Here is a 26,271-nt window from a genome sequence, read left to right on the forward strand (position 1 = left end):
GAGTGCGCAGCTGCGCACTCGAACTCCCCGGTGGGCTGGGATAACACGGCCACACCGTCTGGCATGGCCGCACCGCAGCAGGGACGGATGATCAGCCAGGGTCAGTGCGCAGCTGCGCACTATTCCGTCACCGGGTGGGCAGTGCCCAAGAGGCGTCTGCCGGCGGTAGTGCCACCCGATCCGATGAGAGTGACTCCAGGCGGGGCTCAGAGTGCGCAGCTGCGCACTCTGGGAGGGTTTCGGAAGGGCATTAACAGGGCTTCCTTCTCCCTGCCCTCCGGTGACGTAGACGTCTGGGACGGTAAAAATGAGGGCTGCGATGGACGCAGAATCAGGAATAGCGTCAAGGTCATGAACACGATCACACGTAATCTGACCGCCACCCTCCTGACCGGAGCCATGGCCGTCACGACACTGACCATCCCTTCCGCTGTCGCAGCCCCGTCATTCAGTGGTTCAGCTCTGTCGTCATTCGGGTCCAGCAGGCAGGAGGAGACAGAATACGAGAGTTTCCGTAGACGAACTCTTGAGTTCCTCCAGGACAGCAGGAACTGGGTTCTCGATGAGGATCTGAACGCTGCCGCCGACCGGGCCCTGCATGCCAATATCCGCGGAGAGATCCTCTGGTTGGCATTCCCGCCTCTGGAGGGCGTCCACTATCTCGATCTCGGTGATGCGGGAGGCGTGCAGACGAAGAGCGTTGTTTACCGGTTGGACAGAAATCTGGTCGACGACTTCCTCAGCGAGGACCTGCCCTGGGCGCATGGAGGCACCTATGGTCTGGCTTTCTCCGAAGACAAGTTCAGTTTCTACCTCGTCATCACCTGGTCCACTGCCTGACGGATGCGCAGCTATCTGAAGGGCAGCAGGCGCCGCGGTGCCTGGAAGGTCCGCTCCTCCCCTGAGAGCGGGTCCGTGAATGACAATCCGGTCGACACCAGATGGAGGGGGCGGGAGTGGTCCTCCTCCTCTTCGGTGTGGACGCGGGGATAGATGTTGTCACCGAGGATCGGCACGCCGGCCTCCCACATGTGCAGACGCAGCTGGTGGGTGCGGCCGGTCTCCGGGGAGAGGACGTAGTGCGCCAGCGGGGGCTGTGGCCCGTGGACGGCCTCGAGCTCGGACTGCTCGGTGGGGGTGAGCGGGGTGACGTCGATAAGCGTGGTCACGGCGTTGGGCTCACCCTCGACGATGTGCCCCTGGATTTCGCCGGGCACCTTGATCATGCGGGAACGCCACACGGTGCCGGGCTGCAGGGTGGGGTCGAAGGCGGCGATGGCCTCGTAGGTCTTCGTCACTGCGCGGGAGGCGAAGAGTTGCTGGTAGGCGCCGCGGACCTCGCGGCGCAGCGTGCACAGGAGCAGACCGGAGGTGAGACGGTCGAGGCGGTGCGCCGGTGTCAGCTCGGGGATGTCAAGGGAGCGGCGGAGGCGGACGGTGAGGGTCTCGGTGATGTGTTTGCCACGGGGCATGGTCGCCAGGAAGGGGGGTTTGTCGGCGACGAGCAGGTCGGAGTCGCGGTGCAGGATGCCGATCTCATAGGGGACCTCCACCTCGGGGGCCGGCATGCGGTAGAAGAAGACGTCCTGGCCCGGGGTCACGGGATCGTCGAAGGCGAAGGGGGTGCCGCGGCGGTCGACGACGAGGCCGTCGGTGAAACGGGTGTGGAGCGCGTGGGCGTCGTCAAGCGGGTGACGGTGACGTTGGGTGGCGATGAGATGTCCCACCCACTCGCCGGCGGTCATCGGTGCGGCGTCCTCGGGGAGGCGGGCGCGGGTCGCGGTGAGTCCGTCGCGGACCGGAAGTGGCGACCGTTGTCCTCGCGGAGGCTGTACTACTCTGTCAGTCATGAACTTTGACGCAATCCTTAACCCGGCCATCGCTTTTTCCTCTGAGGGTATCGGAGCGGTCATGCTCGATATCGCACAGGTCATCTACACCCTGCTGTACCCGGCCAACTCGGATCCGGCACACGTCATCGAAATTCCGGCGTAAACGCAGGTTAGAGCAGCCTATCCTGCTCTGTGGAGATCAGGTCAACTGGTTGTAACATCTGACTCAAACCTGTCATCAACCGGTACAATCGTCTGTGATACTCATAATCTGATCCTCACGAAGGAAAGGGCGCACGAGATGACTCAGGAAGATATCGTCGTTGTGGCAGTAGACGGCTCCCCGGCCTCCCACAACGCGGTCCGTTGGGCAGCCAACACTGCCAACAAGCGGGGAATCCCGCTGAGGCTGGCATCGTCGTACACGATGCCGCAGTTCCTCTACGCGGAAGGCATGGTCCCGCCGCAGGAGCTTTTCGACGACCTGCAGTCCGAGACCATGGAGAAGATCGACGAGGCCCGCGCCGTCGCGCACGAGGTCGCGCCGGAACTGAAGATCGGCCACACCATCGCCGAGGGCTCCCCGATCGACATGCTGCTCGACATGTCCCGTGACGTCACGATGATCGTCATGGGCTCCCGTGGCCTGGGCGGCCTGTCCGGCATGGTGATGGGTTCGGTCTCCGCCGCGGTCGTCTCCCACGCGTCCTGCCCGGTCGTGGTCGTGCGCGAGGACAACACCGTCGACGAGAGCACGAAGTACGGCCCGGTCGTCATCGGTGTCGACGGCTCCGACGTCTCCGCGAAGGCCACCGAGATCGCCTTCGCCGAGGCTGATGCCCGTGGTGCTGAGCTGGTCGCCGTCCACACCTGGATGGACATGCAGGTCCAGGCTTCGCTGGCCGGCCTGTCCGCCGCCCAGCAGCAGTGGGAGGAGGTCGAGCGTGAGCAGATCGACATGCTCACCGAGCGTCTCCAGCCGATGACGGACAAGTACCCGAACGTGGAGGTCCGCAAGGTCATCACGCGGGACCGCCCGGTCCGTGCGCTGGTCGAGAGCTCCGAGGGTGCGCAGCTCCTCGTCGTGGGTTCCCACGGTCGTGGTGGCTTCAAGGGCATGCTGCTCGGTTCCACCTCGCGTGCGCTGCTGCAGTCCGCGCCGTGTCCGATGATGGTGGTCCGCCCGGAGAGCATCTAGTTCCTCCGCTTATCGACGCATCCCCCGCCCCGGCTTTCATGGCCGGTGCGGGGGATGCGTGTTTTCATGTGGTTTTCCGGCGGTCAACGTCTGTGTTCTTTTCTGCAACGATCCGGTTACTTTTAGGGTTGGTGTGATGTAACCGCGAAATAGTATGGCAGACTGAACATGTTCGGATACGCATGAATTGCAGGGAACTGCAGACACCAAGTGACTGAAGGAGAATAACAATGCTCGGACTCGGAATCATCGGTTGGATCATCATCGGCGGCCTGGCCGGTTGGATTGCCTCCAAGATGAAGGGCACCGACGCCCAGCAGGGCGTCCTGCTCAACATCGTGGTCGGTGTGGTCGGCGGTCTGCTCGGTGGCTGGCTGCTCGGCCTCTTCGGGGTGGATGTCGCCGGCGGAGGCCTGATCTTCAGCTTCCTCACCTGTCTGCTCGGTGCGGTCATTCTGCTGACCATCGTCAACATGGTGACCGGTCGCAGCAGGAGCTAGACCTCCGGATCCCATCTCAACCCGCCCCCCCGGGGCGGGTTTTTTACTGCCCTCATGCAGGGCGACTATTAAAAGACGTACCGGTTTGTCTATATTGTGTAGGAGAAGCAGTCCCGAGCAACCCCAGAAAGGAACCGGTACCCACGTGTCCGCAGGAACAGTGAGGAAGAAGACGACGACCGCGCGGCGTCGCAACCGACCGAGCCCGCGTCAGCGTCTGCTCGACTCGGCGACCAACCTGTTCACCACGGAGGGTATCCGCGTCATCGGCATCGACCGGATCCTGCGGGAGGCGGACGTCGCGAAGGCGTCCCTGTACTCCCTCTTCGGCTCGAAGGACGCACTGGTCATCGCCTACCTGGAGAACCTCGACGAGCAGTACCGCACGTCATGGGAGGAGCGGACGTCGTCGATGACGGACGCCGAGGACAAGATCCTCGCCTTCTTCGACCTCGCCATCGCGGAGGAACCGGGCAAGGAGTTCCGCGGCTCGCACTTCCAGAACGCCGCCAACGAGTACCCGCGCCCGGAGACGGAGTCCGAGCACGGCATCGTCGCCGCCTGCCGGGAGCACCGCCGCTGGATGCACCAGACGATGACGGACCTGCTCACCGCGAAGAACGGCTACCCCTCGGCCACGCAGGCCAACCAGCTGCTCATCTTCCTCGACGGTGGACTGGCGGGCGCCCGTTTCGCCCGCGAGGTCACTCCGCTGCAGACGGCCCGCGATCTGGCCCGTCAGATGCTGTCGGCTCCGCCGGCGGATTACTCGATCTAGCGTTCTTCCGCGCCGCCCGTTTCGCCTTCCACCCCTCGACCCGGGCGGTGGTCTGCTCCCGCTGCAGGGCGCTGCGGACCTGCTGACGCTCCTTCTCCAGAGCCTTCCTCTCCGCCTGCTCCGCCGCGATCTTCTCGCGGCGTGCGGCCTTCTCGGCCTTGAGCTCGCGGCGGATCTCGGGGATCCGCCACGGCTGCACGGCGCCGACCGCTTTTCGACGTCGCACGTCCCACTTCAGCTGCCGTGACTCACGCGCCGCCGCGCGGGCCTTCTCCCGGCCCTGGCGGTGCAGCTCGTGGAAGGACTCGTCGAGCGGGATCTGCCGGTGGAGGATCGGGTACATGATGAGCGTCTGCGTCAGGGTCCACAGGTTGTTGGCGAACCAGTAGAGCACGATCGCCACCGGCAGGGGGCCGGTGAACGCGATCCAGATGAGCAGGAACGGCACGAACACCGCCATGATGATGATGAAGCGGTGCATGCGGAGGGCGAGTGCCGAATCCCAGTCGAGGGTCTGCTGGTTGCGCCAGACGGACACCGCCATGTTCACCGTGGTGAACACCACCGCCGCGAGCAGGTAGGGGAGCACGAAGGAGCGCACGTCGCCGGTGGTGGTGCCCAGGCGGGCGAGGGTCTCCTCGGGCATGGCGATGTAGGCGGGCAGGGGGACGTCGTTGACCGTGGCCCGCAGGAAGGCCTTGATCTCCTCGGCGTTGAGGAAGCCGACGCGGGTGTCGGCCGCCACCGCCAGTTCGTCGGTGGGCCGGGCGATGCGGATGAGCACCTGGTACAGGCCGAGGAACACCGGGAGCTGGATCAGCGCGGGGACACAGCCGGCGGACACCTTGTGCCCGTAGCGTTCCTTGAGTTCCTTCTCACGGCGCATCTGCTCGGCGACCGACTCCTTGTCGGTGCGGGTGGCGTACTCCTCCTTGAGGGCCACCTGCTCGGGGCGCATGGCCGTCGAGATCCGGGCCGTCTTCGCCTGCGCCCAGAAGAAGGGCACGAGGAAGAGACGGACCGTGAGCACCAGGCCGAAGAGGGAGATGATCCAGGCGGTCGAGTCATCGATCCCGAACACCGAATGCAGCAGCATGTGCCAGAGCTTCAGGACCCCGGAGACGGGGTAGATGAACGGTTCGAGCACGGTGGGCGACACCTGACCTTCAGTGGATTCAGCAGGAATGCATTCAACGCTAGACTGCAGTGAGTCTTTGGCGATCGTATCTTTTTCAGGAGTCTATCCCGCATGAGCACCAGCACCGACAGCCCCCGGCGACGTGTGAGCGTCACCCAGGTCCTCGGGGAACTGCTGCTCACCGCAGGCGTGATCGTCATGCTCTTCGCCTTCTACGAGTCCTACTGGACCAACATCGCGTCGGGGAAGCTGCAGGACGAGAAGGCCTCCGCACTCGAGGCCCGGTGGGGCGGCGACGGCGAGCGGGTCAACCCGCGCCAGAAGCTCACCCCGGAACTCGGCGAGGCCTTCGCCCGTATGTACATCCCCGCCTTCGGGTCGGACTTCCAGTTCGCCATCCTCGAGGGCACCGACGACGCCACCCTCAACGCCGGCCCGGGCCGCTACACCGACACGCAGATGCCGGGTGAGCAGGGCAACTTCGCCGTCGCCGGGCACCGCGTGGGCAAGGGCGCCCCGTTCAATGACCTGGGGAACCTGCAGGTGTGTGATGCGGTGGTCGTCGAGACGCAGACAGAGTGGATCACCTACCGTGTCCTGCCCATCGACGTCGTCGGGGACGCCCGCCGCGCGGCGGCCACCGGCTGCCTCACCCCGGAGCAGGTCGAGCGGATCACCACCGGTGAGTACGCCGGGGTGCAGGGCCGGCACATCACCCTGCCGGGTGCTGTCGAGGTGATCAACCCGGTGCCGGGGCTCGCGGCGACCCAGGTCGACGAGGGGATGGAGTCGCTCATCACCCTGACCACCTGTCACCCGCAGTTCTCGAACGCCGAGCGCATGATCGTCCACGCCATCGAGGTCGAGTCGACCCCGAAGATCGCCGGGGAGCGTCCGGCAGTACTGGAGGAGAAGTAGATGTACGGACCACTGTGGCGGGCCCTGCCGGGTCCCTGGCCGGTGAAGCTCCTGCTGGTCGTCGCGCTCATCGTGGGGGTGTTCCTCCTGCTCATGGAGGTCGTGTTCCCGTGGGTGTCGACCCTCATGCCCTACAACGACGTGGCCGTCTGACCTCCGGTCACAGCCCCAGGCGGGTGATGACCTCCGTGGCGACCAGCTCCGCCTTGAGGGACTGGTCCTGGTTGCTGAACACCACCACGGCCCGGTCGTCCTTCTGCACCGCGTAGACGGAGCCGGGACGGTCCGGGACCATGCCCGCGCCCGCCCGGCCGCCGGACCAGCCCGCGGGATCCTCGGCCGGCTCGGTCGTGTCGATGGGCGCCGCCCAGTCCACGACGGCGATCGCCGCGTCGACGTCCGCCATGTCCCGGACGATGACCGTCAGATGCGGTTCCTCGGGGTAGGACCAGAAGACGCAGGCGGGGGTGTCGAAACGCGTGTCGACGCCCACCCCCAGGGTCCGCTGCCCGTTCGTGTCGGAGACCCACCCGGTGTCCAGGTACGGGCACTCCTCCCAGCTGCCCCGGCCACCGGGAACCTCCGGCATGGCGTCGTGGGGCAGACCGGAATCGGTGATGACCGGTTCCGGGGAGTCGGGGGAGGCCACGGGGGCGTCGGAAAGCGGAGTCTGCTCGGGGCTCTCCGACGGGGAACAGCCCACCAGTGCCGCAGTGAGTGCGGTGAGGAGGGCGACGGGCAGGACGCTCGGTAGGCTCAGACGCATGGAGACCAGCCTAGATCCCCTTGAAGGTGTGGAGACACTCCGGCGCACCCGGGCACCCGACGAGGACGCCCTCACCGACGGTGTGCACATCCTCACGACGGTGCTGCTCATCGCGGCGCTCGTGTCCTCGGTGAACCTGCCCTTCGGTGAGGCGGCGCTCAACCTGCTCCTCGGCTCGGGTTTCGCGGTGCTCTACTTCTACGGCACCGCCCTGCTGCCCGGGTGGCGGGAACCCACCTCCCTGGCGTGGCTGTTCAGCCTGACGACGCTGTGGGTGCTGGCGATGATGATCTCGCCGGTGGGCATCTACCTCGTGTTCACCCTGTTCTTCCTCTATCTGCGGGTGATGGACGACATCCGCGGCGTGGTCGCCGTCATCGCCGCGACGCTCGCGTCCGTGTTCACGCAGGTGCCCAACGGGCTGACCGTCGGCGGCGTCATGGGGCCGGCGGTGTCCGCGGCGGTGGTCCTGGCCATCCACTACGCGTTCCGCACCCTGGTGCGCATCAGCCGGGAACGTGAGGAGCTGATCACCCAGCTCATCAGCACCCGCACCCAGCTGGCGGAGACCGAACGCGCCGCCGGCGTCGCCGGGGAACGCCAACGACTGGCGCACGAGATCCACGACACCGTCGCCCAGGGACTGTCGAGCATCCAGATGCTCCTGCACTCCGCCGACCGTGACCTGGAGAAGCTCGGACTCACCGCGGAACAGCTGGCCGGACCCACCCGCTTCATCGACCTGGCGCGCACCACCGCCCGCGACAACCTCAGCGAGGCCCGCGCCATGATCGCCGCCCTCACCCCCACCTCCCTCCAGGAGACCTCCCTGGAGGCCGCTCTCGAGCGCATGGCCAGCGGCTTCGCCGCCGCCGGCGAACTGACCATCGACGTCGGCGTGGAGGGTGCCGTGCGGCAGCTGCCCATGCGGACCGAGGCCGCCCTGCTGCGGATCGCGCAGGGGGCGGTGGGCAACGTCGCGAAGCATGCGGCGGCGAGCCGGTGCCGCGTGACCGTCACCTACGAACCGGACGAGGTGCGGCTCGACGTCGTGGACAACGGGCAGGGCTTCGACCCGGCGGCCGTGGCGGAACGCCCCGCCGGACTCGGACACGTCGGCCTCGACGCCATGCGGCAGCGGGCCGCCGAACAGGGCGGCGTTCTCGAGGTGGAGGCCACTCCCGGATACGGCACCGCGGTGTCCGTGGCGATCCCGCTACCGGAGGACGTCGCCGGGAGGACTACACTCGAACCAGAAACGTCGAACGAGGAAGGGGCCTGATGCCGTCATGATCCGAGTGCTGCTGGCCGATGATCATGAAATCGTCCGTATGGGACTGCGAGCCGTGCTCGAGGAGGCCGAGGACATCGAGGTCGTCGGCGAGGTGGCGACCGCTGACGCGGCCGTCGCCGCCGCCCAGGCGGGAGGCATCGACGTCCTGCTCATGGACCTGCGCTTCGGGCCCGGAGTCGAGGGCACCCGGGTGACCACCGGTGCCGAGGCGACCGCCCGCATCAAGGCGTCCATGTCCAACCCGCCGCACGTGCTCGTGGTGACCAACTACGACACCGACGCCGACATCCTCGGCGCCATCGAGGCTGGGGCCGTCGGCTACATGCTCAAGGACGCCCCGCCGGCGGAGCTCCTCGCCGCGGTGCGTTCCGCCGCGGAGGGTGATTCGGCGCTGTCCCCGGTGGTGGCGGACCGGCTGATGACGCGCGTGCGCACCCCGCGCACCTCGCTCACCCCCCGTGAGCTGGAGGTCCTCACCCTCGTCGCCTCCGGTTCCTCGAACCGCGAGATCGGCCATGAGCTCATGCTCTCTGAGGCGACGGTGAAGTCCCACCTCGTCCACATCTACGACAAGCTGGGTGTGCGCTCGCGGACCTCCGCCGTGGCGGCCGCCCGCGAGCAGGGCGTGCTCTGACCTACCTGCCCCCGGCCTTCTCATAGGCATCGAGAACGGACGCGGAGATCTTGCCGCGGTCGGAGACCTTGAAACCGTTCTCCCGGGCCCACTCACGGATGGCGCGGGACCTCTCCCGCTGCGCGGCGGAGGAGGCGCGGGTCTGGCGGGCCGGGGCCTTCTGCGGGGCCGGGGCCACCTGTGCGGCGGCGATCCAGGGCTCCAGTGCGGCCCGGAATGCGGCGGCATTCTTCTCCGAGAGATCGAGGACATAGTGGCTGCCGTCCACGCTGAAATTAATGATGTTCACCTCCGAGTCCTCCAGGGGGGAATTGTCAAGATCATCAAAGTACTGGGTGATTTCGCGACGAGCCATGAGGACGTCTCTCCTTGTATGGGGATAAACCCACCATTGTTTTAAGTGGTCATTCACATACTAACGTTTCATCACTCTCAATGGGTGGCCTGAATGCATGGTGCATAAGTAATTCACATGGAAATGCACAATGCCGTCACCACGCTTTCAGGGCGTGATGACGGCGGCTGTTTTCATGGCGTGCATTACCGCGTATCACCGCGGTATCACCCGGAGAAGAGCATCAGGGGCGACGCAGACGCTCCTGGATCTCCTGGGTGACGGCGTCGATGTCACGGGAGATGGTGGCGTGCGCGCGGCGACGCTGCTCCGGGGTCATGAACTCGGCGTTGTCGGTCGCTGTGTGGAGCTCGGCGAGGCGGTCCTCCACGTCACGGATGAAACCGCTGGGCAGCTGATCCCTGTTGAGAGTGCGGTTGATGCCGTCGATACGGGCCTTCAGGTCGGCGCCGTGCCCGGAGAAACGGGCCAGTTCATCGGCGCTGACACCGACCCGGCGGGCCCGGGCGTCCACGACCTGCTCGCGGCCGGCGGTGATGGCCCGGTAGATGAGGGGCAGCATGACCGGCAGCGCCACGCGGGCGAGGCCGGCGTAACGCTTGAAGGTACCCGCGTTGAGGCGGCCGGCACGCAGCTGCTCGAGAGTGTTCTCGGCCATCCGGCGCTCATGCTTACGCTTCGCCTTGAGGCCCTTCTTCTCCTCCTTGAGGAGGTCCTTCTCGAATTTCTGCAGCAGCTGTTCGCGCTTCAGCTGCAGCTTCGCCTCTTCCTTGGCTTCGCTCCTGGCACGGACTTTCGCAGCCTGGATCTCTGCCCTGGTCTTGGCGCGGCTCTTGCGGATGGCCTCGAAAATGCCCATGTGGATTAGCCTCAGTCTTTCCGGAAGTTCGTGGTCGGGTTCAACATTACCTGTGATGGTGCGTTATGCTCACGCCATTGTGATTGCCCAGCCTGTGAGCGCCGCTGATCTGGTGGGTTGCCGCTACCGGCAGGTCCAGAAGCTCAGGCATCCGGAGGTTCCGCGGACCCGCGCGGCCCGGATGCGGCAGGAACGCGTCGAGGCTGCCCGCGCCGCCGTCCACGCCCTGCTTCCGGTGCGCCCCGCCCGCGGTGACCGTCAGCGTTTCCTGCGGATCGACGTTCCCTCGGTCCCCCTCGAGGAAGATTCCTTCCACGCCGAGATGGACACCCTCGAGGCCCTGGCGGCGCAGGCGGACCTCATCGCCGGTGCCGTGTTCACGGGCACCTCCTCGGGGGTGGACTGGCGCGTCGACGTCGATCTGCTGGTCCGCCGCCCGGATGACACGTACATGCCGGTGGTCATCAGCAACCACCGCGTGGCGCGTGCCGATGACGGCAGCTCCACCCCGGTCATCTCCACCGCCCGCCTCGGGCTCGGGCAGCCGGTGGAGGCCCGTTTCCGGCTGCGGCACCACGTCACCGACGGCTACCGCCTCGGCCTGGCGGCCCGCGCGCTGGAGGACATCGGCGTCGACTCCGGGATCGGCGCCGCCATCGGCCAGGACCGCACACGCGCCTTCCTCGCGCCGACCGCCCCGCTGCAGCCGGCGCTCGACGCCGCCCTGACCGCGGAGCTCCCGACCTTCCCGCGCCGCGTGAAGGAGTGCGCCACCTGCCGTTTCTGGCCGCTGTGCGAGGAGCAGCTGGTCGAGGTCGACGACATCTCCCTCTACCTCGCCGGCGACCGGGCGAAGAAGTTCCGCGATGAGGGCATCACCACGGTGGGCGGGCTCATCGAGGCCGACCTGGGCGACGCCAGCCGCGTGGCGCAGGCCTGGAGGGACGGCGTCGTGCTGCTGCGGAAGGTCGACGAGGTGACCGCGCCTGCCACGGACGTGGAGATCGACGTCGACATGGAGGCATACCTCGACCAGGGGGCCTACCTGTGGGGCGCCTACGACGGGGAGAACTACCAGCCCTTCGCCACGTGGGTGCCGCTCGGCGGGGACGGGGAGGCCGAGAACTTCGCCCGTTTCTGGCACTGGCTCATGGAGCGACGGGACCGCGCGCACGCCGCCGGACAGAGCTTCGCGGCCTACTGCTGGTCCAACCACGGCGAGAACCACTGGCTGACCATGAGCGCCCGACGCTTCGCCGGGCGCAGCTTCGGCAGGGTGAAAGTGCCCACCGAGGCCGAGGTGAAGGCCTTCATCTCCTCCCCGGAGTGGGTGGATGTGTTCCGGCTGGTCCGCGCACAGCTGGTCGGCCCGGGTGGGCTGGGCCTCAAGGTGGTCGCCCCGGAGGCCGGTTACACGTGGGAGGACGGCGACTTCGACGGCGAGGAGTCCGTCAACGCGCGTCGGATCTCCCGGGGCGCGGACACGGAGGCGCTGGAGGCCCGTCGTCGCCTGCTGCGCTACAACGAGGACGACTGCCGCGCCACCGCCGCGGTGCGGCACTGGCTGCGGGCGGGCGCGCCGGGCGTGGAGCGGCTCTAGCTGTCTCAACCTGTCGAATCTGTTTTTCCGACCGGTTACTGACCTGGGGAGACGCGGGGGTGCCCTGCACAGAATCGACAGGTTGAGACAGCTACGTCGTGTGCACCGACGCCCGCCCCAGCACCAGCGCCGTGACCACGACCAGCAGCAGGAGCGCCGCGAGGATGAGGATGAACCCGGACCACGAGGTCCACGCGAAGACCACACCCGTCGCGGCGCCCACCAGCGAGGAGCCCGCGTAGTAGGAGAAGAGGTACATGCTCGACGCCTCCGCGCGGTGGCTGGTGGCGGCCAGGCCGATCCAGCTCGAGGCGGTGGAGTGCATGGCGAAGAAGGACGCGGTGAACAGGAACAGGCCGGTGAGCGCGCCGGGCAGCCAGCCGGACATCGTGGCCAGCAGGCCCACGACCATGAGCGCGGCACCCGCGATGAGGACCCGGCCGCGACCGTACTTCTCCGTCAGCGCGCCGGCCCGGGCGGAGCTCCACGTGCCCGAGAGGTACATGAAGAACACCACGCCGACCAGCGCGGGGGAGAGACCGAAGTGGTCGATCATGCGGAAACCGAAGAAGTTGTACAGCGACACGAACACGCCCATGCCGACGAACGCGATGATGAACAGGCCGACCAGTCGGGGGTTGCGCAGGTGGTCGAGCATGGCGGCGAGTTCGGTGCGCAGGCCGATCCGTTTCGGGGTGAAGCGGCGCTGGCGGGGCAGGAGGGCGGTCATGACGACCGCCATGGTCAACGCCACGAGCGAACTGGCGACGAGGGCCACGCGCCAGTCGACGATCTCCAGCAGGCCGGCGGGGATGAGACGGCCGGTCAGCCCGCCGACGGTGGTGCCGGCGACGTAGATGCCCATGGCGCGGCCGAGGTCGGCGGGGTCGAGTTCCTCGGAGAGCCATGTCATGGCGACGGCCGGCACTCCGGCGACGGCGATGCCCTGCAGGGCGCGCAGCGCGATGAGGGTGGTGGCGTCGGGTGCGAGCGGCAGGAGGAGGCCCAGCGCGGTGGCGGCCAGGGCGGAGATGATGAGCAGGCGTCCGCGTCCGAAGCGTTCGGAGAGGATCGACATCGGCACGATGAACACCGCCAGCATGCCGGTCGTCGCGGAGACGGTCAGGGCGGCCTCGGTGGGGGTGATGCCGAGATCGTCGACGAGGGTGGGCAGCAGTGCCTGCGTGGCGTAGAGGGCGTTGAAGGTGGCCAGGCCGGCGGCGAGCATGGCGAGGACGGCGCGTCGGTAGTCGCGGTCGGTGCGGGTCAGGCCTGGGCTCATACGCTCATGGTGGCCCACCGGGGCTCATGTGTAAAATGTGCGGATTGACGCATATTGATACGGTGGACGCATGAGGGATCTCTCCACGTCTGACCTGCGGGGATTTATCGCCGTCGCCGAGTCCGGGCACCTCACGGAGTCGGCCGCCGCGCTGGGGATCCCGCAGCCCACGCTCACCCGCCGCGTCCGCCGGGTCGAGGCGGCCGTCGGGGCCGACCTCTTCGACCGTGTCGGCCGCCGCCTCGTGCTCAACGGCCGGGGCCGCGCCTACCTCCCCCATGCCCGCGCCGGGCTGCAGGAACTCGCGGAGGGCCGCACGAAGGTTGCCCGCCTCATGGACCCGGAGCGCGGCACGGTGCGCCTCGACTTCATGCACTCGCTGGGCACGTGGATGGTCCCCGACCTGCTCCGCAACTACCGCGCCCTGCACCCGCACGTCGACGTCCAGCTCCATCAGGGGGCGGCGCGGGTGCTCATCGACCGCGTGCTGGCCGACGCCGCGGACATCGCCCTCGTCGGTCCCCGCCCGGCTGAGTCCGTGGGCGGGGACGCCGTGCTGGGGTGGCATGAACTTGAGCTGCAGCGTCTGGCGCTGGCGGTCCCGGAGGGGCACCGCCTGGCGGGGGAGGGGCCGGTGAACATGCGTGAGGCGGAGGATGAGCCCTTCATCGGGATGCTCCCGGGCTACGGCACCCGCATGCTGCTCGACCGCATCTCGGGGGAGCTCGGGTTCAGCCCGCACCTGGTGTTCGAGTCGATGGAGCTGACCACCGTCGCCGGCCTGGTTTCCGCGGGTCTGGGCGTGGCGCTGCTGCCCCTCGACGATCCCTATCTCGCGCCCCGCGGCATCGTGCTGCGGCCGCTCGACCCGCCCGCGCACCGGGAACTCGGGATGGTGTGGCGGGCCGGGGCGCAGGAGGCGCCGCCGGTGGATCAGTTCCGGCTCTTCGTCATGGGCCGGGAATGAGCGACGCCGCCCGCCCCGGAAGGGGCGGACGGCGTACGTCAGACGTGCGGGGTTACTTCGCGGAGGCGTAGCGCTCGGCGACGTCGTCCCAGTTGAAGACGTTCCAGACGGCCTTGACGTAGTCGGCCTTGACGTTCTTGTACTGGAGGTAGAAGGCGTGCTCCCACATGTCCAGCATGAGCAGCGGGGTGAAGTTCACGGAGATGTTGCCCTGCTGGTCGGTGAGCTGCTGGATGATCAGACGCTCAGCGATGTGGTCGAAGCCCAGGACGGCCCAGCCGGAGCCCTGCAGGCCCATGGCCGCACCGGAGAAGTGTGCCTTGAACTTCTCGAAGGAACCGAAGTCGCGGTTGATGGCCTCAGCCAGCTCGCCGGTCGGCTCGCCGCCACCGTTCGGGGAGAGGTTCTTCCAGAAGATGGTGTGGTTGGTGTGGCCACCGAGGTTGAAGGCCAGGTTCTTGGAGAGTGCACGGATCTTGTCGGCGTTGGCCTCACCGTCACGCTCGGCCTCGAGTGCCTCGAGAGCGGCGTTGGCGCCTGCCACGTAGGTGGCGTGGTGCTTGGAGTGGTGCAGCTCCATGATCTCGGCGGAGATGTGCGGCTCGAGCGCGTCGTATGCGTAGTCGAGCTCCGGAAGGGTGTACACAGCCATGTTGTTCTCTTTCCTGTCGTTTAACGGGGTGCGCCTTCCGACTGTACCGCCGGAATGCGCGTTGCCACCATGATAGGCGAATCTTTGATTTCGGCAACGTTAGTGTTGTGGAATTCAATAAATCGCGGTCGGGAGGGGTGTTTCGGGGCTCCGGGGACGAGGCTCGGTGGCGCGGCAAAAGCCTTTGGTGTGACTTGTGATCACCCCCTGTTGCAAACTTTACAGTTAGTCCAGATTAACTGAAATAAAACACGACACTGCAGGTGGTGGGCACTTTTTGGGAAAGGTAGTAACATTACCGACGTGGGTAGTGCGGCGCGACAGGTGTTCCGGGTGGGGTGAATCCTTGTTATAAATCCTCCATCAATGTGAGCCAGGCCATAACCCTCTGTGGTGAGGGTCACGCCACACCCCAGATCTCTCCCAAGGAGTGAAAGCATGTCCGTGAAAGCCCCCGCCGCCCTACCGCACATGACGACCGCCGCCCCCGGCTGGAAGTCCGACAAGCACAAGATGTCCGTTCTCGGCGTCGTCGCCGTCATGTTCCTCACGATGGTCTTCGACGGTTACGACATCGTCATCTACGGCGCCATCCTGCCGACGCTCCTCGCGGAGCCGCACCACATCGGACACCTCGCCCCGGCCGTCGCCGGCACGCTCGGCTCCTACACGATGATCGGCATCCTCTTCGGCGCCCTCGGCGCCGGCGCGATCGGTGACCGCATCGGACGTCGCAAGATGATGCTCGCGGCACTGGCGTGGTTCTCCGTCGGTATGGCGATGTCCGCCTTCTCCACGAGCATCGCCGTCTTCGGCGCCACCCGCTTCTTCACCGGCCTGGCACTCGGTGTCATCACCGCAGGTGGTGGCGCGGTCATCGCGGAGTTCGCCCCCGCCCACCGCAAGAACATGTTCAACGCGATCGGTTACGCCGGCATCCCCTTCGGTGGCGTCATCGCCTCCTTCTCTGCCCTGTGGTTCGAGGACATCATCTCCTGGCGTGGCCTGTTCCTCATCGGCGCCTCCCCGATCCTCGTCATCCTGCCGCTGGCGTGGTTCCTGCTGCCGGAGTCCCCGCGCTGGCTCACCGCCATGGGCCGCACCGAGCGTGCCCGTGAGATCTGCCGCAGGTACGACTTCCCGGAGGAGCAGTTCACCCGTGAGGAGATCGTCAAGCTGGACCACGACGGCGCCGTCGTGAAGAAGCAGAAGATCGGTCTCGCCGCCATCTTCTCCCGCACCTACCTGCTGGCCACCATCCTCATCGGCGGCATGAGCTTCATGGCCATCATGGCCACCTACGGACTCAACACCTGGCTCCCGCAGATCATGCAGATCAACGGCATGTCCTCCGACGGCTCGCTCTACTCCCTGGTCGCCCTCAACGCCGGTGCCGCCCTCGGTGCCCTGGCCGCCGCGAAGATCGCGGACGTCATCGGCGCGAAGCCGGTCATCATCGTCACCTTCTCCATCGCGGCCGTCTGCATGTTCGCCATGCCGTACCTGACCGCCGCCCCGCTCATGTACACCGCGATCGCGCTGACCGGCCTGGGTGTCACCGGTACCCAGATCCTCATCTACGGTCTGACCTCCAACTTCTACCCGACCCGCGCCCGTCAGGCCGGAATGTCCTGGGCGGCAGGCTTCGGCCGCCTCGGAGGCATCGCCGGCCCGGCCATGGGTGGCTTCATCATCGCCCTCGGCCTCGGTGCCTCGGACGCTTTCCTGGTGTTCGCCGTCGCCACCGTCATCGGTGCCGTCGCCACCATGTTCATCCCGACCCGCAAGCGCAGCTAATTCCGCTCACCGGCGCCGTCCCCTCCCCGGGGGCGGCGCTTCTGCGCGTCATAATGGGGGTATGAGTGCGCTTCTCGACGCCTACGGGTCCCCCTTCCTCCTCACCGCCGTCGTGGTGGCGGTGGTGGTGGCCGCGCTCCTGCTGGGGATCGCGACCGCCGTCCAGCGGCGTCGGGGGCGACCCCGGGGGAAGTTCCTCACCGCCTTCCTCATCGTCCTCGCTCTGGGGGCGGGCGTGGTCGCCGGTGGTGCCCGCGTCGTGCAGGAGGCCGGTGGCCTACAGCGGGGCACGGGCCCGGCGTTCACCCTCACGGAGACGGAGAACCGTTTCGACCGGCAGGTGGACGTGGACTTCGGTCCCTTCGAGCAGCTCCTGGCCGATGTGGGCAGGGAGCGGCTGCAGGAGATGAAGGTGAATCTCGGTGACCGGGACCTGGTGGACCGGCACGGGGTCCGCCTCGAGCGCGGTTACACCGCCAGTGACATGCTGGCCTACCACGTGTGGCGGATGCAGGACGGGGATCGTCCGAACTCCTACTACCGTGCGGTGCTGGAACTGGATCCCCGCGCCATCGCCGCCGCCGAGAGTGCCGGGGCCCCCGATCCGGACAACCCGCTCCACGGGGCCGTGGTCCTGGTGAAGGGCAACACGGCGGTGGAGGGCCTGGCCAATGACGCCGGCTCCTGGGCGCTGGCGGATGCGGTGGCGGGCGGGGACGCGGAGGTGGTGGAGCAGCTGCGTGCCCGTGGTGCGGTCATCGCGGGGCGGACCAACCTGTCCGAGTTCGCCAACTTCCTCTCCCTCACGGCCCCGAACGGCTTCTCCGGACGGGGTGGGTAGGCGCTGAGCCCGCGCGGACCGCTCACGGTCGACCCGGCGGGGTCGTCGACGGGCTCGGCAACCGCGATCGCCCTCGACTACGCCGACCTGACCGTGGGCACCGAGACCGCCGGGTCGGTCATCTCCCCGGCGCAGTCGGCCCGGGTCGTCGGACTCAAGGCCTCCCACAGCGGCTGCCCGGTCGGAGGGATCGTGCCCATCGACGACCGCATCGACTCCGTGGGCTTCTTCGGCCGCAGCCTGCGTGACGTGCAGCTCGGCCACGACGCCGCCTGCACACCCGCCGGGCAGGCGGACCGTCCGGCGAAGGTGATGGTCATGGGCGAGCCCGGCTCCGGGCTGCAGGAACGCGCCCGTGCGGCCGGGGTCGAGCTGGTGGTGGCCCCGGAGCACATCCGGGACCTGCACATGCGCCTGCGCGGGGAGGACTCCGAGGCGGTGCTCCTCGGCGGCGCCGGCCCCTCGATGGAACGGCACCTGGCGGATTCCGCGGGGAAGGCACGCACCCTGGACGACATCATCGCCCACTTCCGGGAGCACCCGGACACCGCGCCCTTCGGGTACGGCGTGCTCGAGCAGGCGCAGAAGGTGGATGCCGGGGACCGCGCCGACGGTGACCGTCAGCTGGAGAAGATCCGGCAGCTGGCCGCGGAGATCGACACCGCCCTGCGGGAGGCCGGGGTCGACGCCCTGGTCACGGAGGGGGAGAGCCTGGACAGCTTCTCGCTGGCCGGGGTGCCGCGCGTGGTGGTGCCGGGTGCGGAGGAGTCGCTGGAGGTCACCGCCGCCCGGGAGGACGCCGTGGCGCAGGTGCTCGCCATCGCGGAGGCACTCGGCCCGCGTGACGGAGCCGGTACCCTGGGCGACATGTCCTGGATGTTTGTCAGAACCCCCGAACTGGTGCCCGCCGAGCAGGCTCTGCCCGGCCGCGACACCCCGATCCTGGCGCACCCGCGCCCCCACGCCGTGCTGGGCACCCCGATCACGGGCCCGTGGCGCGAGGGGCAGCGTTCCCTCATCGTCGGCATCGGCTGCTTCTGGGGCGTGGAGAAGATGTACTGGGAGCTCGACGGTGTGGAGGGCACGTCCGTCGGTTACGCCGGTGGCGTCAGCCCGCACCCCACCTACCGCGAGGTCTGCTCCGGGCGCACCAACCACACCGAGGTGGTGGAGGTGGTCTACGACCCGGAGAAGATCTCCCTGGACCAGCTCGTCGCCCTGGCCCTGGAGAACCACGACCCCACCCAGGGGATGCGCCAGGGCAATGACGTGGGCACGCAGTACCGTTCCGCCATCTACACCACCGGCCCGGAGGCCCAGCAGGAGGCGGAGAGGGTGCAGGCGATCGTCGACAAGTACGCCGACGACCTGAAGGACAAGGGCTTCGGCGCAGTGACCACCGAGGTCATGCCCCTGGCGGACACCCCCTCGGGCGCCTACTACCTCGCGGAGGACGAGCACCAGCAGTACCTGCACAAGGTGCCCAACGGCTACTGCCCGCACCACTCCACGGGCGTGGCCTGCCGCCTGCCGGACTAGGGCCAGACGAGCTCGTCGAGGCTGCTTATCGACGCCCCCGTGTCCCCCGTCCGGTCCAGATGGACGGCGTGGAGGCCCGCGCGGCGGGCACCGGCGACGTCGTTCTCCCAGGAGTCACCGATCATGACGGTGTGCTCCGCGGGCGTGCCGATCTTCTCCAGCGCCGCCCGGTAGGACTCCGGCTGCGGCTTCGGGGCGCCGAGCTCCACCGTGGCGCACATGATCATCCCGTCGAGCCACAGGCCGGTGCGCTCGAGTTTGGCGCGTTGCATCTCCTCGGCGCCGTTGGTGAGGATGCCCACCGTCAGGCCCCGGCCCAGCGTCGCCTCCAGCGAGGGCAGCGCGTCGGGGAAGGCCACCCAGTTGCTGCGGTACACGGCGAGGTAGTCCCCGTACATGGTGAGCGCCTCGTCGTCGCTGAGTTCCGGTCGGCCGATGAACTCCCGGCACCGTTCGACGCGCTGCCCGAGGTGACTGACCTCGCCGTTCTCGAAGGCGGTGAACCACTTCCGTTCGATGGTGAGCCAGCGCCGCCACTGCCCGGCGGGGAGCCCGAGGGTGCGGCTCCAGGCCTCGACGCCGGCGCGGGCGGCATGCTCGTGATCGACGAGGGTGCCGTCCAGGTCGTAGAGGACGGCGCGGGTGTCTGCGGGGAGAAGCATGGGTCACACCCTAAATGACGGGCCGACCACCAATGTGAAGCCGACGTGAATTCTTCCCCCTTGCGCTGCGAAACTGCTGCCCATGGCCCATAATGACCGGCGTGAGGACAACAGGCGAGCACCGCATCACACGACGGGGCCTGCTGCAGGGCACCCTCATCGCCGGTGCCGCCGCAGCCACCCCGAGCTCCCTGGCGCGCGTGCGGGCCTCCGATGTGCAGGCCTGGGCCGACGCCGACCTCGACGCCCTCCACGCCCCGCTGCCCTACGGGGAGGCGGAACACCACGTGTTCATGCACGGCGTCGCCTCGGGGGATCCGGTGCCCAACTCCGTGATCCTGTGGACCCGCGTGACCCCCACCCCGGAGTGCGTGCCCGGCTCGGGCCTCGGCCCCGATGTGACCGTGCGCTGGGAGGTCGCCGCGGACCCGGAGTTCCGCCGCCTGGTGCGCGCCGGGGCGGTCACCGCCTCCGCGGCCCACGACCACACCGTCCACGTCGACCCCTTCGGCCTGCAGCCGGACACCGTGTACTGGTACCGCTTCACGGCCCTCGACGGCGAGCACGCCGGGCGGGTGTCACGGGTGGGGCGGACGCGGACGGCTCCGGGGGATGAGGAGGACGTCGAGAAGCTCTCCCTGGCGGTGTGCTCCTGCGCGAACCTCGAGGCGGGCTACTTCGCTGCGTACTCGGACATCGCGCGGCGGGCGCACGCCGGGGAGGTCGACGTGGTGGTCCACCTGGGCGACTACATCTACGAGTACGCCTCCGGCGACTACGCCGGGAAGTACGGCGTGGTCCGCCCGCATGTGCCGACGTGGGAGATCCGCACGCTCGCGGACTACCGTTCGCGCTACGGGCACTACCGCCGCGACGTGGAGCTGCAGGACGCCCACGCCGCCGCCCCGTGGGTGGTCACCTGGGACGACCATGAGATCGCCAACGACTCCTGGGCCGGCGGCGCCGAGGGGCACAGCGACTTCCACGGGGACTGGGCGACGCGCCGCGACGCCGCCATGCAGGCCTACCTCGAGTGGCTGCCCGTCCGCGGCACCTCCCCCTCACGCGGGGGCCGCATCTACCGGACGCTGCGCTTCGGCCGCCTCGCGGAGCTGCACATGCTCGACCTGCGTTCCCACCGCAGCGCGCCGGGCATGCTCGAGCCCGCGGCCCGTATCTCCGTCGACCGCACGATCATGGGCACCGAGCAGTTCGCGTGGCTCTCCGGGCGCCTGGCCACCACGAGCACCCGCTGGAACCTCATCGGCACGTCCGTCATGCTGGCCCCGCTCAACCTCATCCACATCGACCATCAGCTGCGCGCCCAGCTGGCGGGGATGGTCGGCCTGGACGTCGCGGGCACCCCGGTCAACGTCGACCAGTGGGACGGGTACGTCGCGGACCGGGAGCGCCTGCTGGCGCAGCTCGCGGAGCAGCACGCCCACGGCCGGACGGTGTTCCTCGCCGGGGACATCCACTCGGAGTGGGCGAACCACATCCGCTACGGGGGCCGCGTGGTGGCCGCCGAGCTGGTCTGTTCCTCGGTCACGGCGGCCAACGTCGACGAGTTCCTCGGCGCGGCGGAGGACAACCCGCTCTCGCAGACCGCGGAACGTCACGTCCTCGCGCACAACCGGCACATCAGCCACGTGGACCTCGACGCCCACGGATACGCCACCCTCACCGTCCGTCCCACGCACGTGGAGATGTCCTGGCACCGCGTCGCGGACGTCACCGTCGCCGGGTCCCCCGTCACCGAGGCGCTGCGCATGCGTTACGACGGCGCCCTGGTCACCTCCTGACCGAGTCCGCCCGGATGAACGCCGCCATCCTCCGCGCCAGCGGCCGGGTGAGCCGCACGGTGGCGTGGTCCCCGAGGACGGCGTCCCAGTACCAGAGCATCTCGGCGTGGTAGTTGTGCCCGTGCCCGCCGGGCACCGCGACGGAGGTGAGCTGGTCGAGCCCGACCTGCCAGCCGGAGACGAACGGCACCCAGCGCATGCCGGGGACCACGTCGAGGTGCTGCGGGCGGGGTGCGCGGATGCCGCGGGAGCCGGGTTCGGTGAGCCAGTCGGGGCGTCGCCAGTAGAGGCGGCGGTCCCACCAGACGATCGGGTCGGAGGCGTGCTGCCCGATGACCACGCGCGGGTGTTCCCAGGCCCGGGGGAGGGGCATGCCGTGGACGTCCTGGTGCAGGTGCAGGGGGCGGGCGACGAAGCGGACGTGGCGGCCGCCGTCGATGACGGGGACGCGTTCGGGGGAGCCGGGGTCGCGGGAGCGGGTGAGGTCGCGCATGAGGCGGGTGAAGCGGGGCGCGCCGGTGAACAGGGCGCCGTCGGTGCGGGTGAGGAGGTCGTCGATGTCGGCGAAGGAGTCGGCGATGCCGTAGGCGCCGAGGGACTCCCCGGCGACGTAGAGCCGGGGGCGGTCCGCGGGGTCCATCTGCCCGAGGCGGGAAAGTACGGCGGAGATGAGGATGCGGGAGGCGCGGACGGGGGTCTCGCGGTCGACGACGTAGGACACCGGGGAGGGCAGGTAGGAGTACTGCATGGCCATGGTGGCGCAGTTGCCGCCGGTGAGAAACTCGACGGCGCCGACGGACCAGTCGGTGATCCAGCCGGTGCCGGCGGAGGTCTGGATGACCAGGGTGTCGCGCCGGAAGGCACCGGTCCGGTCCATCTCCGCGAGGATGAGCCGGGCCGCGGCCTCGAGGGAGCGGCCGGGGACGAGTCCGACGAAGAGGCGGATGGGTTCGTGGGTGACGTCGAGGCCGGTGACCTCGTGGATGTCGCGGGCCCGTGGCCCGAGGGAGAGCACCGCGCGGCCCTGGGAACCGACCGCCGACCAGGGTTCCAGGGACCAGGGGGAGCCGGAGCGTTCGGGTTCCCAGGGCATCATCGTGCCGGGGAACACGGACTGGTTGACCACGCTGGCCTGCCGCGACATGTCGGCGAGGATCCGCCGCACGAGCACCTTGTCGCTGAGCAGGAGGGCGAGCCAGGTGAGGCTGCCGGCGGCCAGGGGCCACGCGATCCACAGGGGCATGTGCCGGGCCAGGCGGGCCCCGAGGCGGTCGACGGAGACCTGGGCGGCGTCGCCGAGGAGCAGCAGGACGCCGTACCCGGCGGTGCCGACGAGTCCGCCGATGAGGGCGTGGGAGCGTCCGCGCCGCCTGCCGACACCCACCATCCGTGCCTGCTCCGCCTGACGGCGCAGGCTGAGGGCGAGGGCGTTGGCGGTGACGGCGGCGACGACGGTGTGTCCGGCGCCGGTCCAGAACCAGCCGGTCGGCGGGAGCCAGCGGCGCAGGACGTAGGCGAGGGCGGTGGCGCTGACGTGGCCGACGCCCTGCACGATGGCGACGTTGGCGGCGGTGACCCACCACGGGCGGGGCAGCAGGGAGGGGGAGACGGCCCACCAGGTGGCGACCTCCGCGCCGAGGATCCCGGCACCGAGGTGCTGGGGGAGACGTCGGCGGCGGGTCATGCGGATGCCGGGGGTGAGGTCGTTGACCACCTCGAGCCCGAAGGCCACGGCACGCAGCGTGGCGACGGCGGCGGGAGCGAGGACGGTGAGTGCGCGGCGCAGGCGGGGGCCCCTCATGGCCCCGAGTCTGGCAGAGATTCCGGTGCGGTGCCCGGTGTAGCGCATTACACACTGCATGTCCGATCGGAAAGGGGCATAATGAGAAGTGGCTTTTACATCGATAGCCATTCGGACACAATCGGAAGCACGGAGATCCCATGCGCACTGCAGTCGGAAACAAAGTCGTCCTCATCGGCGCCGGCGACGTCGGCGTCGCGTACGCCTACGCACTGGTCAACCAGGGCACCGTCGACCACCTGGCCATCATCGACATCGACGAGAAGAAACTCCGCGGCAACGTCATGGACCTCAACCACGGCGTGGTGTGGTCCAGCTCCCGCACCCGCGTCACCGAGGGCAGCTACGAGGACTGCCGGGACGCGGCGATCGTCGTGATCTGCGCCGGTGCCGCGCAGAAGCCGGGGGAGACGCGGCTGCAGCTCGTCGACAAGAACATGAAGATCATGAAGTCCATCGTCGACGAGGTCATGGGCAACGGCTTCGAGGGCATCTTCCTGGTCGCCACCAACCCGGTCGACATCCTCACCTACGGCGTGTGGCGCTACTCCGGCCTCGACCACCACCAGGTCATCGGCTCGGGCACGGTCCTCGACTCGGCCCGCTACCGCTTCATGCTGGGCGAGCTGTTCCACACCTCGCCGACCTCCATCCACGCCTACATCGTCGGCGAGCACGGCGACACCGAGCTGCCGGTCGTCTCCACCGCCACCATCGCGGGTGTGCCGCTGTCCGCCAGTGCGGAGAAGGAGGAGGGTTTCTCGGAGCGGATCGAGAAGATCTTCGAGGAGACCCGCGACGCCGCCTACGAGATCATCGACGCCAAGGGCTCCACCTCCTACGGCATCGGCATGGGCCTGGCGCGCATCACGAAGGCGATCATCCAGAACCAGGACGTCGCGCTGCCGGTGTCCGCCTACCTCGACGGTGAGTACGGCCAGAAGGACCTGTACATCGGCACCCCGGCGATCATCAACCGCGCCGGCATCGCCCGCGCCGTGGAGCTGCAGCTCAACGAGCACGAGATGGAGCGTTTCCTCCACTCGGCCGACACGCTGCGTGCGATCAAGGAGGAGTTCTTCCCGGCTGAATAAACCCTGAATAAACGCCACTCCGAGATGCCGAACCTCCCGAACACGGGCACAATATGAGGGGTATCACTCATTTGTGTCGCGCGCGTACGGGAGGACAGCCGTGGAAGCCAGGCTGCAGGAACTGATCACCGAGGTCGACGGTCTCATCGACTGCCTCAAGGAGGTCGAGAACCAGGCAGCCTCCGCGATTGAGAAGGTCGCCGAGAACCACCGCCACGGTGCGGTGAACCTCGTCCACTACGCCGAGCTGCGGCAGCACGACGTCCGTGCGGTCCAGGGTGGCCTGGCCTCCATCGGCGCCACCCGCCTGTCGACCGCGGAACCGGCCGTCCTGGCCCGCCTCCACGCGGCGCGCAACGTGCTCTCCGCCTACAACGGCGAGCCGCTCAAGTACACCGGAACCGAGGTCCGGGACGCCTTCGCCACCGCCGACGACATCCTCGAGGACCACGCCCTCGAACTCCTCGGTGACTCCTCCGAGGAGACCCATTCGCGCATCATGGTGACCCTGCCGACGGAGGCGGGCGATGATCTCGACCTGGTCCGCGGTTTCGTCGAGGCGGGCATGGAGCTGGCCCGCATCAACTGCGCCCACGACGGCGCAGAGGTGTGGAAGCGCATGATCGACAACGTCCACACCGCCGCCCGGGAGGCCGGCCGGGAGATCAGGGTCGCCATGGACCTGGCGGGCCCGAAGGTCCGCACCGGGGCGATCGAGCCGGGCCCCGAGGTCGGACGCGCCCGCGTCACCCGCGACGACACCGGTGCCGTGGTCACCCCCGCGAAGATCTGGTTCACCCCTGCTGACCTGCCGGAGGACGAGGTCCCGCCGGTCCCCGCCGGGCTGCCGGGCCGCCCGACGCTGCCGCTGCGCGTCGAGCGTGAGTGGCTGGAGACCCTGGAGATCGGCTCCGAGATCACCTTCCACGACAACCGCGACGCGAAGCGCCGCTTCACCGTCACCCGCATCGAGGGGCAGGGGGTGCTGGCTGAGGGACGTCGCAACGCGTACGTCTCCAACTCCACGCTGCTGGAGACGGACTGGACCAAGTCCCGCGTCTCCGGTGTCCCGCCGACGGAGCAGCGTCTGCGCCTGCACACCGGCGACACGCTCATCCTCACCGACGACCAGACCCCGGCCGTCGTCGCGCCGGACGTCACCCCGCGCATCAGCTGCACGCTGCCGGAGGCGGTCGCCGCCGTCGAGGTCGGGCAGAAGGTGCTTTTCGACGACGGTTCGATCGCCGCCCGCGCCGTCGACAAGCAGGTCACGGAGCAGGGCCACAACGAGGTGCACCTCACGGTGACCTACGCCGGGCCGGAGGGCACGAAGCTCGCCGCCTACAAGGGCATCAACCTGCCGGACACCGTCCTGCCGCTGCCGAGCCTCACCGAGGAGGACCTCGCGGCGTTCCGCTTCGTGGCCGAGCACGGGGACATCGCGAACATCTCCTTCATCCGTGACGCCGACGACGTCGGTTTCGTGCTCGACACCCTGGAGCAGATCGCGCAGGAGTCCGCCGACCCGGAGCGCGTCCGCAGGCTCGGCATCGTGCTCAAGATCGAGACGATCCCCGCCTACGAGGGCCTGTGCCGCGTCCTGCTCGCCGGCATGCGCCACCCCAACCTGGGCATCATGATCGCCCGCGGTGACCTGGCCGTCGAGCTCGGCTTCGACCGGATGGCCGAGGTCCCCCGCCTGATCGCCCAGATGGCGGAGGCCGCGCACGTGCCCGTCATCATGGCCACCCAGGTGCTCGAGAGCCTGGCCAAGTCGGGTCTGCCGACCCGCGCGGAGATCACCGACGCCGCCTACGCCCTGCGTTCCGAGGCCGTCATGCTCAACAAGGGTCCCCACATCACCGACGCGATCCGCATTCTCCACACCCTGTCGACCAAGCTCGGCCGCTCCCAGCGCAAGAACCGCCAGTTGCTCCGGCAGATCGGCAGCTGGATGCCCGA

25 protein-coding genes and 1 pseudogene are annotated in these 26,271 nt (G+C 68.4%); 17 read left to right on the plus strand and 9 right to left on the minus strand.

Annotated features, from left to right (window positions below; genetic code table 11):
- Window positions 1-351 precede the first annotated feature (351 nt).
- The gene (locus GXZ33_RS02530) at window positions 352-840 is read left to right on the plus strand and encodes a hypothetical protein (RefSeq protein WP_291339280.1); all 489 of its coding nucleotides are present in this window, start codon (window positions 352-354) and stop codon (window positions 838-840) included.
- An 11-nt stretch (window positions 841-851) separates the two neighbouring features.
- On the opposite strand, the gene GXZ33_RS02535 is transcribed toward GXZ33_RS02530, so the two are convergent.
- Window positions 852-1,913 carry a pseudouridine synthase gene (locus tag GXZ33_RS02535; RefSeq protein ID WP_291339281.1) on the minus strand — a complete coding sequence of 354 codons (1,062 nt, stop codon included), beginning with the start codon at window positions 1,911-1,913 and terminating at the stop codon, window positions 852-854.
- On the opposite strand from GXZ33_RS02535, the gene GXZ33_RS02540 reads away from it, so the two are divergent.
- The 4 genes from GXZ33_RS02540 to GXZ33_RS02555 all read left to right on the plus strand — a co-directional run bounded on the left by GXZ33_RS02540 (window position 1,849) and on the right by GXZ33_RS02555 (window position 4,308).
- Window positions 1,849-1,995 (plus strand): hypothetical protein, encoded by a 147-nt coding sequence (locus tag GXZ33_RS02540; RefSeq protein WP_291339282.1) that lies wholly within the window; start codon window positions 1,849-1,851, stop codon window positions 1,993-1,995. The genes GXZ33_RS02535 and GXZ33_RS02540 overlap by 65 nt on opposite strands.
- A gap of 138 nt (window positions 1,996-2,133) precedes the next feature.
- Complete coding sequence (locus GXZ33_RS02545) at window positions 2,134-3,030, plus strand: universal stress protein (protein ID WP_291339283.1); 897 nt, start codon at window positions 2,134-2,136, stop codon at window positions 3,028-3,030.
- 230 nt (window positions 3,031-3,260) lie between these two features.
- Complete coding sequence (locus GXZ33_RS02550) at window positions 3,261-3,530, plus strand: GlsB/YeaQ/YmgE family stress response membrane protein (RefSeq protein ID WP_291339284.1); 270 nt, start codon at window positions 3,261-3,263, stop codon at window positions 3,528-3,530.
- Window positions 3,531-3,675: 145 nt separating this feature from the next.
- Window positions 3,676-4,308 (plus strand): TetR/AcrR family transcriptional regulator, encoded by a 633-nt coding sequence (locus GXZ33_RS02555; protein ID WP_291339285.1) that lies wholly within the window; start codon window positions 3,676-3,678, stop codon window positions 4,306-4,308.
- Here the strand turns inward: GXZ33_RS02555 and yidC are convergent.
- Window positions 4,235-5,467, minus strand: coding sequence for a membrane protein insertase YidC (yidC, locus tag GXZ33_RS02560; RefSeq protein ID WP_291339286.1), 1,233 nt, complete (start codon window positions 5,465-5,467; stop codon window positions 4,235-4,237). The genes GXZ33_RS02555 and yidC overlap by 74 nt on opposite strands.
- Window positions 5,468-5,557: 90 nt before the next feature.
- On the opposite strand from yidC, the gene GXZ33_RS02565 reads away from it, so the two are divergent.
- Window positions 5,558-6,364, plus strand: coding sequence for a class E sortase (locus GXZ33_RS02565; protein WP_291339287.1), 807 nt, complete (start codon window positions 5,558-5,560; stop codon window positions 6,362-6,364).
- Window positions 6,365-6,517 (plus strand): hypothetical protein, encoded by a 153-nt coding sequence (locus tag GXZ33_RS02570; protein WP_291339288.1) that lies wholly within the window; start codon window positions 6,365-6,367, stop codon window positions 6,515-6,517.
- 7 nt (window positions 6,518-6,524) lie between these two features.
- Here the strand turns inward: GXZ33_RS02570 and GXZ33_RS02575 are convergent, their stop codons facing one another.
- Window positions 6,525-7,130, minus strand: a complete 606-nt coding sequence (locus GXZ33_RS02575) for a DUF2020 domain-containing protein (RefSeq protein WP_291339289.1) — start codon at window positions 7,128-7,130, stop codon at window positions 6,525-6,527.
- Here GXZ33_RS02575 and GXZ33_RS02580 point away from each other — a divergent pair.
- Both GXZ33_RS02580 and GXZ33_RS02585 read left to right on the plus strand, forming a co-directional pair.
- A complete protein-coding gene (locus GXZ33_RS02580; RefSeq protein ID WP_291339290.1) occupies window positions 7,129-8,412 on the plus strand; it encodes a sensor histidine kinase in 1,284 nt (427 codons plus the stop codon). The two genes, GXZ33_RS02575 and GXZ33_RS02580, sit on opposite strands and share 2 nt — an antisense overlap.
- Window positions 8,413-8,419: 7 nt before the next feature.
- Window positions 8,420-9,058, plus strand: coding sequence for a response regulator transcription factor (locus GXZ33_RS02585; protein ID WP_291339291.1), 639 nt, complete (start codon window positions 8,420-8,422; stop codon window positions 9,056-9,058).
- A gap of 1 nt (window position 9,059) precedes the next feature.
- Here GXZ33_RS02585 and GXZ33_RS02590 read toward each other — a convergent pair whose 3' ends face one another.
- Window positions 9,060-9,413: an Lsr2 family protein gene (locus GXZ33_RS02590; RefSeq protein ID WP_291339292.1), complete on the minus strand. Its 354-nt coding sequence runs from the start codon at window positions 9,411-9,413 to the stop codon at window positions 9,060-9,062.
- 223 nt (window positions 9,414-9,636) lie between these two features.
- A complete protein-coding gene (locus GXZ33_RS02595) occupies window positions 9,637-10,272 on the minus strand; it encodes a DUF6474 family protein (protein ID WP_291339293.1) in 636 nt (211 codons plus the stop codon).
- A gap of 55 nt (window positions 10,273-10,327) precedes the next feature.
- On the opposite strand from GXZ33_RS02595, the gene GXZ33_RS02600 reads away from it, so the two are divergent.
- A complete protein-coding gene (locus GXZ33_RS02600) occupies window positions 10,328-11,872 on the plus strand; it encodes a TM0106 family RecB-like putative nuclease (RefSeq protein ID WP_291339294.1) in 1,545 nt (514 codons plus the stop codon).
- A 91-nt stretch (window positions 11,873-11,963) separates the two neighbouring features.
- Here the strand turns inward: GXZ33_RS02600 and GXZ33_RS02605 are convergent, their stop codons facing one another.
- On the minus strand, window positions 11,964-13,154 hold the full coding sequence (locus GXZ33_RS02605; RefSeq protein ID WP_291339295.1) for an MFS transporter: 1,191 nt from the start codon (window positions 13,152-13,154) through the stop codon (window positions 11,964-11,966).
- Window positions 13,155-13,224: 70 nt separating this feature from the next.
- Here GXZ33_RS02605 and GXZ33_RS02610 point away from each other — a divergent pair, with 70 nt between their 5' ends.
- Complete coding sequence (locus GXZ33_RS02610) at window positions 13,225-14,121, plus strand: LysR family transcriptional regulator (RefSeq protein WP_291339296.1); 897 nt, start codon at window positions 13,225-13,227, stop codon at window positions 14,119-14,121.
- A gap of 52 nt (window positions 14,122-14,173) precedes the next feature.
- On the opposite strand, the gene GXZ33_RS02615 is transcribed toward GXZ33_RS02610, so the two are convergent.
- Complete coding sequence (locus tag GXZ33_RS02615) at window positions 14,174-14,773, minus strand: superoxide dismutase (RefSeq protein WP_291339297.1); 600 nt, start codon at window positions 14,771-14,773, stop codon at window positions 14,174-14,176.
- A 438-nt stretch (window positions 14,774-15,211) separates the two neighbouring features.
- On the opposite strand from GXZ33_RS02615, the gene GXZ33_RS02620 reads away from it, so the two are divergent.
- The 3 genes and pseudogenes from GXZ33_RS02620 (at window position 15,212) to msrA (ending at window position 18,950) form a co-directional block, all read left to right on the plus strand.
- Entirely contained in the window at window positions 15,212-16,570 is a 1,359-nt protein-coding gene (locus GXZ33_RS02620; protein ID WP_291339298.1) for an aromatic acid/H+ symport family MFS transporter, read from the plus strand.
- 406 nt (window positions 16,571-16,976) lie between these two features.
- A pseudogene (locus GXZ33_RS02625) lies at window positions 16,977-17,696 on the plus strand (amidase family protein); the annotation flags it as partial.
- A gap of 582 nt (window positions 17,697-18,278) precedes the next feature.
- Window positions 18,279-18,950, plus strand: a complete 672-nt coding sequence (gene msrA / locus GXZ33_RS02630; protein ID WP_291339304.1) for a peptide-methionine (S)-S-oxide reductase MsrA — start codon at window positions 18,279-18,281, stop codon at window positions 18,948-18,950.
- Here msrA and GXZ33_RS02635 read toward each other — a convergent pair.
- A complete protein-coding gene (locus GXZ33_RS02635; protein WP_291339299.1) occupies window positions 18,947-19,612 on the minus strand; it encodes an HAD family hydrolase in 666 nt (221 codons plus the stop codon). The genes msrA and GXZ33_RS02635 overlap by 4 nt on opposite strands.
- A gap of 101 nt (window positions 19,613-19,713) precedes the next feature.
- Here GXZ33_RS02635 and GXZ33_RS02640 point away from each other — a divergent pair, with 101 nt between their 5' ends.
- Complete coding sequence (locus GXZ33_RS02640) at window positions 19,714-21,414, plus strand: alkaline phosphatase D family protein (protein WP_291339300.1); 1,701 nt, start codon at window positions 19,714-19,716, stop codon at window positions 21,412-21,414.
- Here GXZ33_RS02640 and GXZ33_RS02645 read toward each other — a convergent pair.
- Window positions 21,404-23,215, minus strand: a complete 1,812-nt coding sequence (locus GXZ33_RS02645; RefSeq protein WP_291339301.1) for an alpha/beta-hydrolase family protein — start codon at window positions 23,213-23,215, stop codon at window positions 21,404-21,406. The genes GXZ33_RS02640 and GXZ33_RS02645 overlap by 11 nt on opposite strands.
- A 140-nt stretch (window positions 23,216-23,355) precedes the next feature.
- Here GXZ33_RS02645 and GXZ33_RS02650 point away from each other — a divergent pair, with 140 nt between their 5' ends.
- Together GXZ33_RS02650 and GXZ33_RS02655 are read left to right on the plus strand one after the other, a co-directional pair.
- Window positions 23,356-24,309 (plus strand): L-lactate dehydrogenase, encoded by a 954-nt coding sequence (locus GXZ33_RS02650; protein WP_291339302.1) that lies wholly within the window; start codon window positions 23,356-23,358, stop codon window positions 24,307-24,309.
- Window positions 24,310-24,409: 100 nt separating this feature from the next.
- Window positions 24,410-26,271: pyruvate kinase (locus tag GXZ33_RS02655; RefSeq protein ID WP_291339303.1), on the plus strand; the 1,862-nt coding region annotated here is incomplete at its 3' end.

Origin of the sequence: Corynebacterium sp., assembly GCF_012838985.1 — a bacterium.
In the GTDB taxonomy this organism is placed as follows: domain Bacteria; phylum Actinomycetota; class Actinomycetes; order Mycobacteriales; family Mycobacteriaceae; genus Corynebacterium.

Excerpts from the sequence above, each read along its gene's own strand:
- GXZ33_RS02530 (WP_291339280.1), top strand. The coding sequence starts at position 352 with ATGAACACGATCACACGTAATCTGACCGCCACCCTCCTGACCGGAGCC.
- GXZ33_RS02540 (WP_291339282.1), top strand. The coding sequence starts at position 1,849 with ATGAACTTTGACGCAATCCTTAACCCGGCCATCGCTTTTTCCTCTGAG.
- GXZ33_RS02535 (WP_291339281.1), bottom strand. The coding sequence starts at position 1,913 with ATGACCGCTCCGATACCCTCAGAGGAAAAAGCGATGGCCGGGTTAAGG.
- GXZ33_RS02545 (WP_291339283.1), top strand. The coding sequence starts at position 2,134 with ATGACTCAGGAAGATATCGTCGTTGTGGCAGTAGACGGCTCCCCGGCC.
- GXZ33_RS02550 (WP_291339284.1), top strand. The coding sequence starts at position 3,261 with ATGCTCGGACTCGGAATCATCGGTTGGATCATCATCGGCGGCCTGGCC.
- GXZ33_RS02565 (WP_291339287.1), top strand. The coding sequence starts at position 5,558 with ATGAGCACCAGCACCGACAGCCCCCGGCGACGTGTGAGCGTCACCCAG.
- GXZ33_RS02570 (WP_291339288.1), top strand. The coding sequence starts at position 6,365 with ATGTACGGACCACTGTGGCGGGCCCTGCCGGGTCCCTGGCCGGTGAAG.
- GXZ33_RS02580 (WP_291339290.1), top strand. The coding sequence starts at position 7,129 with ATGGAGACCAGCCTAGATCCCCTTGAAGGTGTGGAGACACTCCGGCGC.
- GXZ33_RS02575 (WP_291339289.1), bottom strand. The coding sequence starts at position 7,130 with ATGCGTCTGAGCCTACCGAGCGTCCTGCCCGTCGCCCTCCTCACCGCA.
- GXZ33_RS02585 (WP_291339291.1), top strand. The coding sequence starts at position 8,420 with ATGATCCGAGTGCTGCTGGCCGATGATCATGAAATCGTCCGTATGGGA.
- GXZ33_RS02590 (WP_291339292.1), bottom strand. The coding sequence starts at position 9,413 with ATGGCTCGTCGCGAAATCACCCAGTACTTTGATGATCTTGACAATTCC.
- GXZ33_RS02595 (WP_291339293.1), bottom strand. The coding sequence starts at position 10,272 with ATGGGCATTTTCGAGGCCATCCGCAAGAGCCGCGCCAAGACCAGGGCA.
- GXZ33_RS02600 (WP_291339294.1), top strand. The coding sequence starts at position 10,328 with ATGGTGCGTTATGCTCACGCCATTGTGATTGCCCAGCCTGTGAGCGCC.
- GXZ33_RS02605 (WP_291339295.1), bottom strand. The coding sequence starts at position 13,154 with ATGAGCCCAGGCCTGACCCGCACCGACCGCGACTACCGACGCGCCGTC.
- GXZ33_RS02610 (WP_291339296.1), top strand. The coding sequence starts at position 13,225 with ATGAGGGATCTCTCCACGTCTGACCTGCGGGGATTTATCGCCGTCGCC.
- GXZ33_RS02615 (WP_291339297.1), bottom strand. The coding sequence starts at position 14,773 with ATGGCTGTGTACACCCTTCCGGAGCTCGACTACGCATACGACGCGCTC.
- GXZ33_RS02620 (WP_291339298.1), top strand. The coding sequence starts at position 15,212 with ATGTCCGTGAAAGCCCCCGCCGCCCTACCGCACATGACGACCGCCGCC.
- msrA (WP_291339304.1), top strand. The coding sequence starts at position 18,279 with ATGTCCTGGATGTTTGTCAGAACCCCCGAACTGGTGCCCGCCGAGCAG.
- GXZ33_RS02635 (WP_291339299.1), bottom strand. The coding sequence starts at position 19,612 with ATGCTTCTCCCCGCAGACACCCGCGCCGTCCTCTACGACCTGGACGGC.
- GXZ33_RS02645 (WP_291339301.1), bottom strand. The coding sequence starts at position 23,215 with ATGAGGGGCCCCCGCCTGCGCCGCGCACTCACCGTCCTCGCTCCCGCC.
- GXZ33_RS02650 (WP_291339302.1), top strand. The coding sequence starts at position 23,356 with ATGCGCACTGCAGTCGGAAACAAAGTCGTCCTCATCGGCGCCGGCGAC.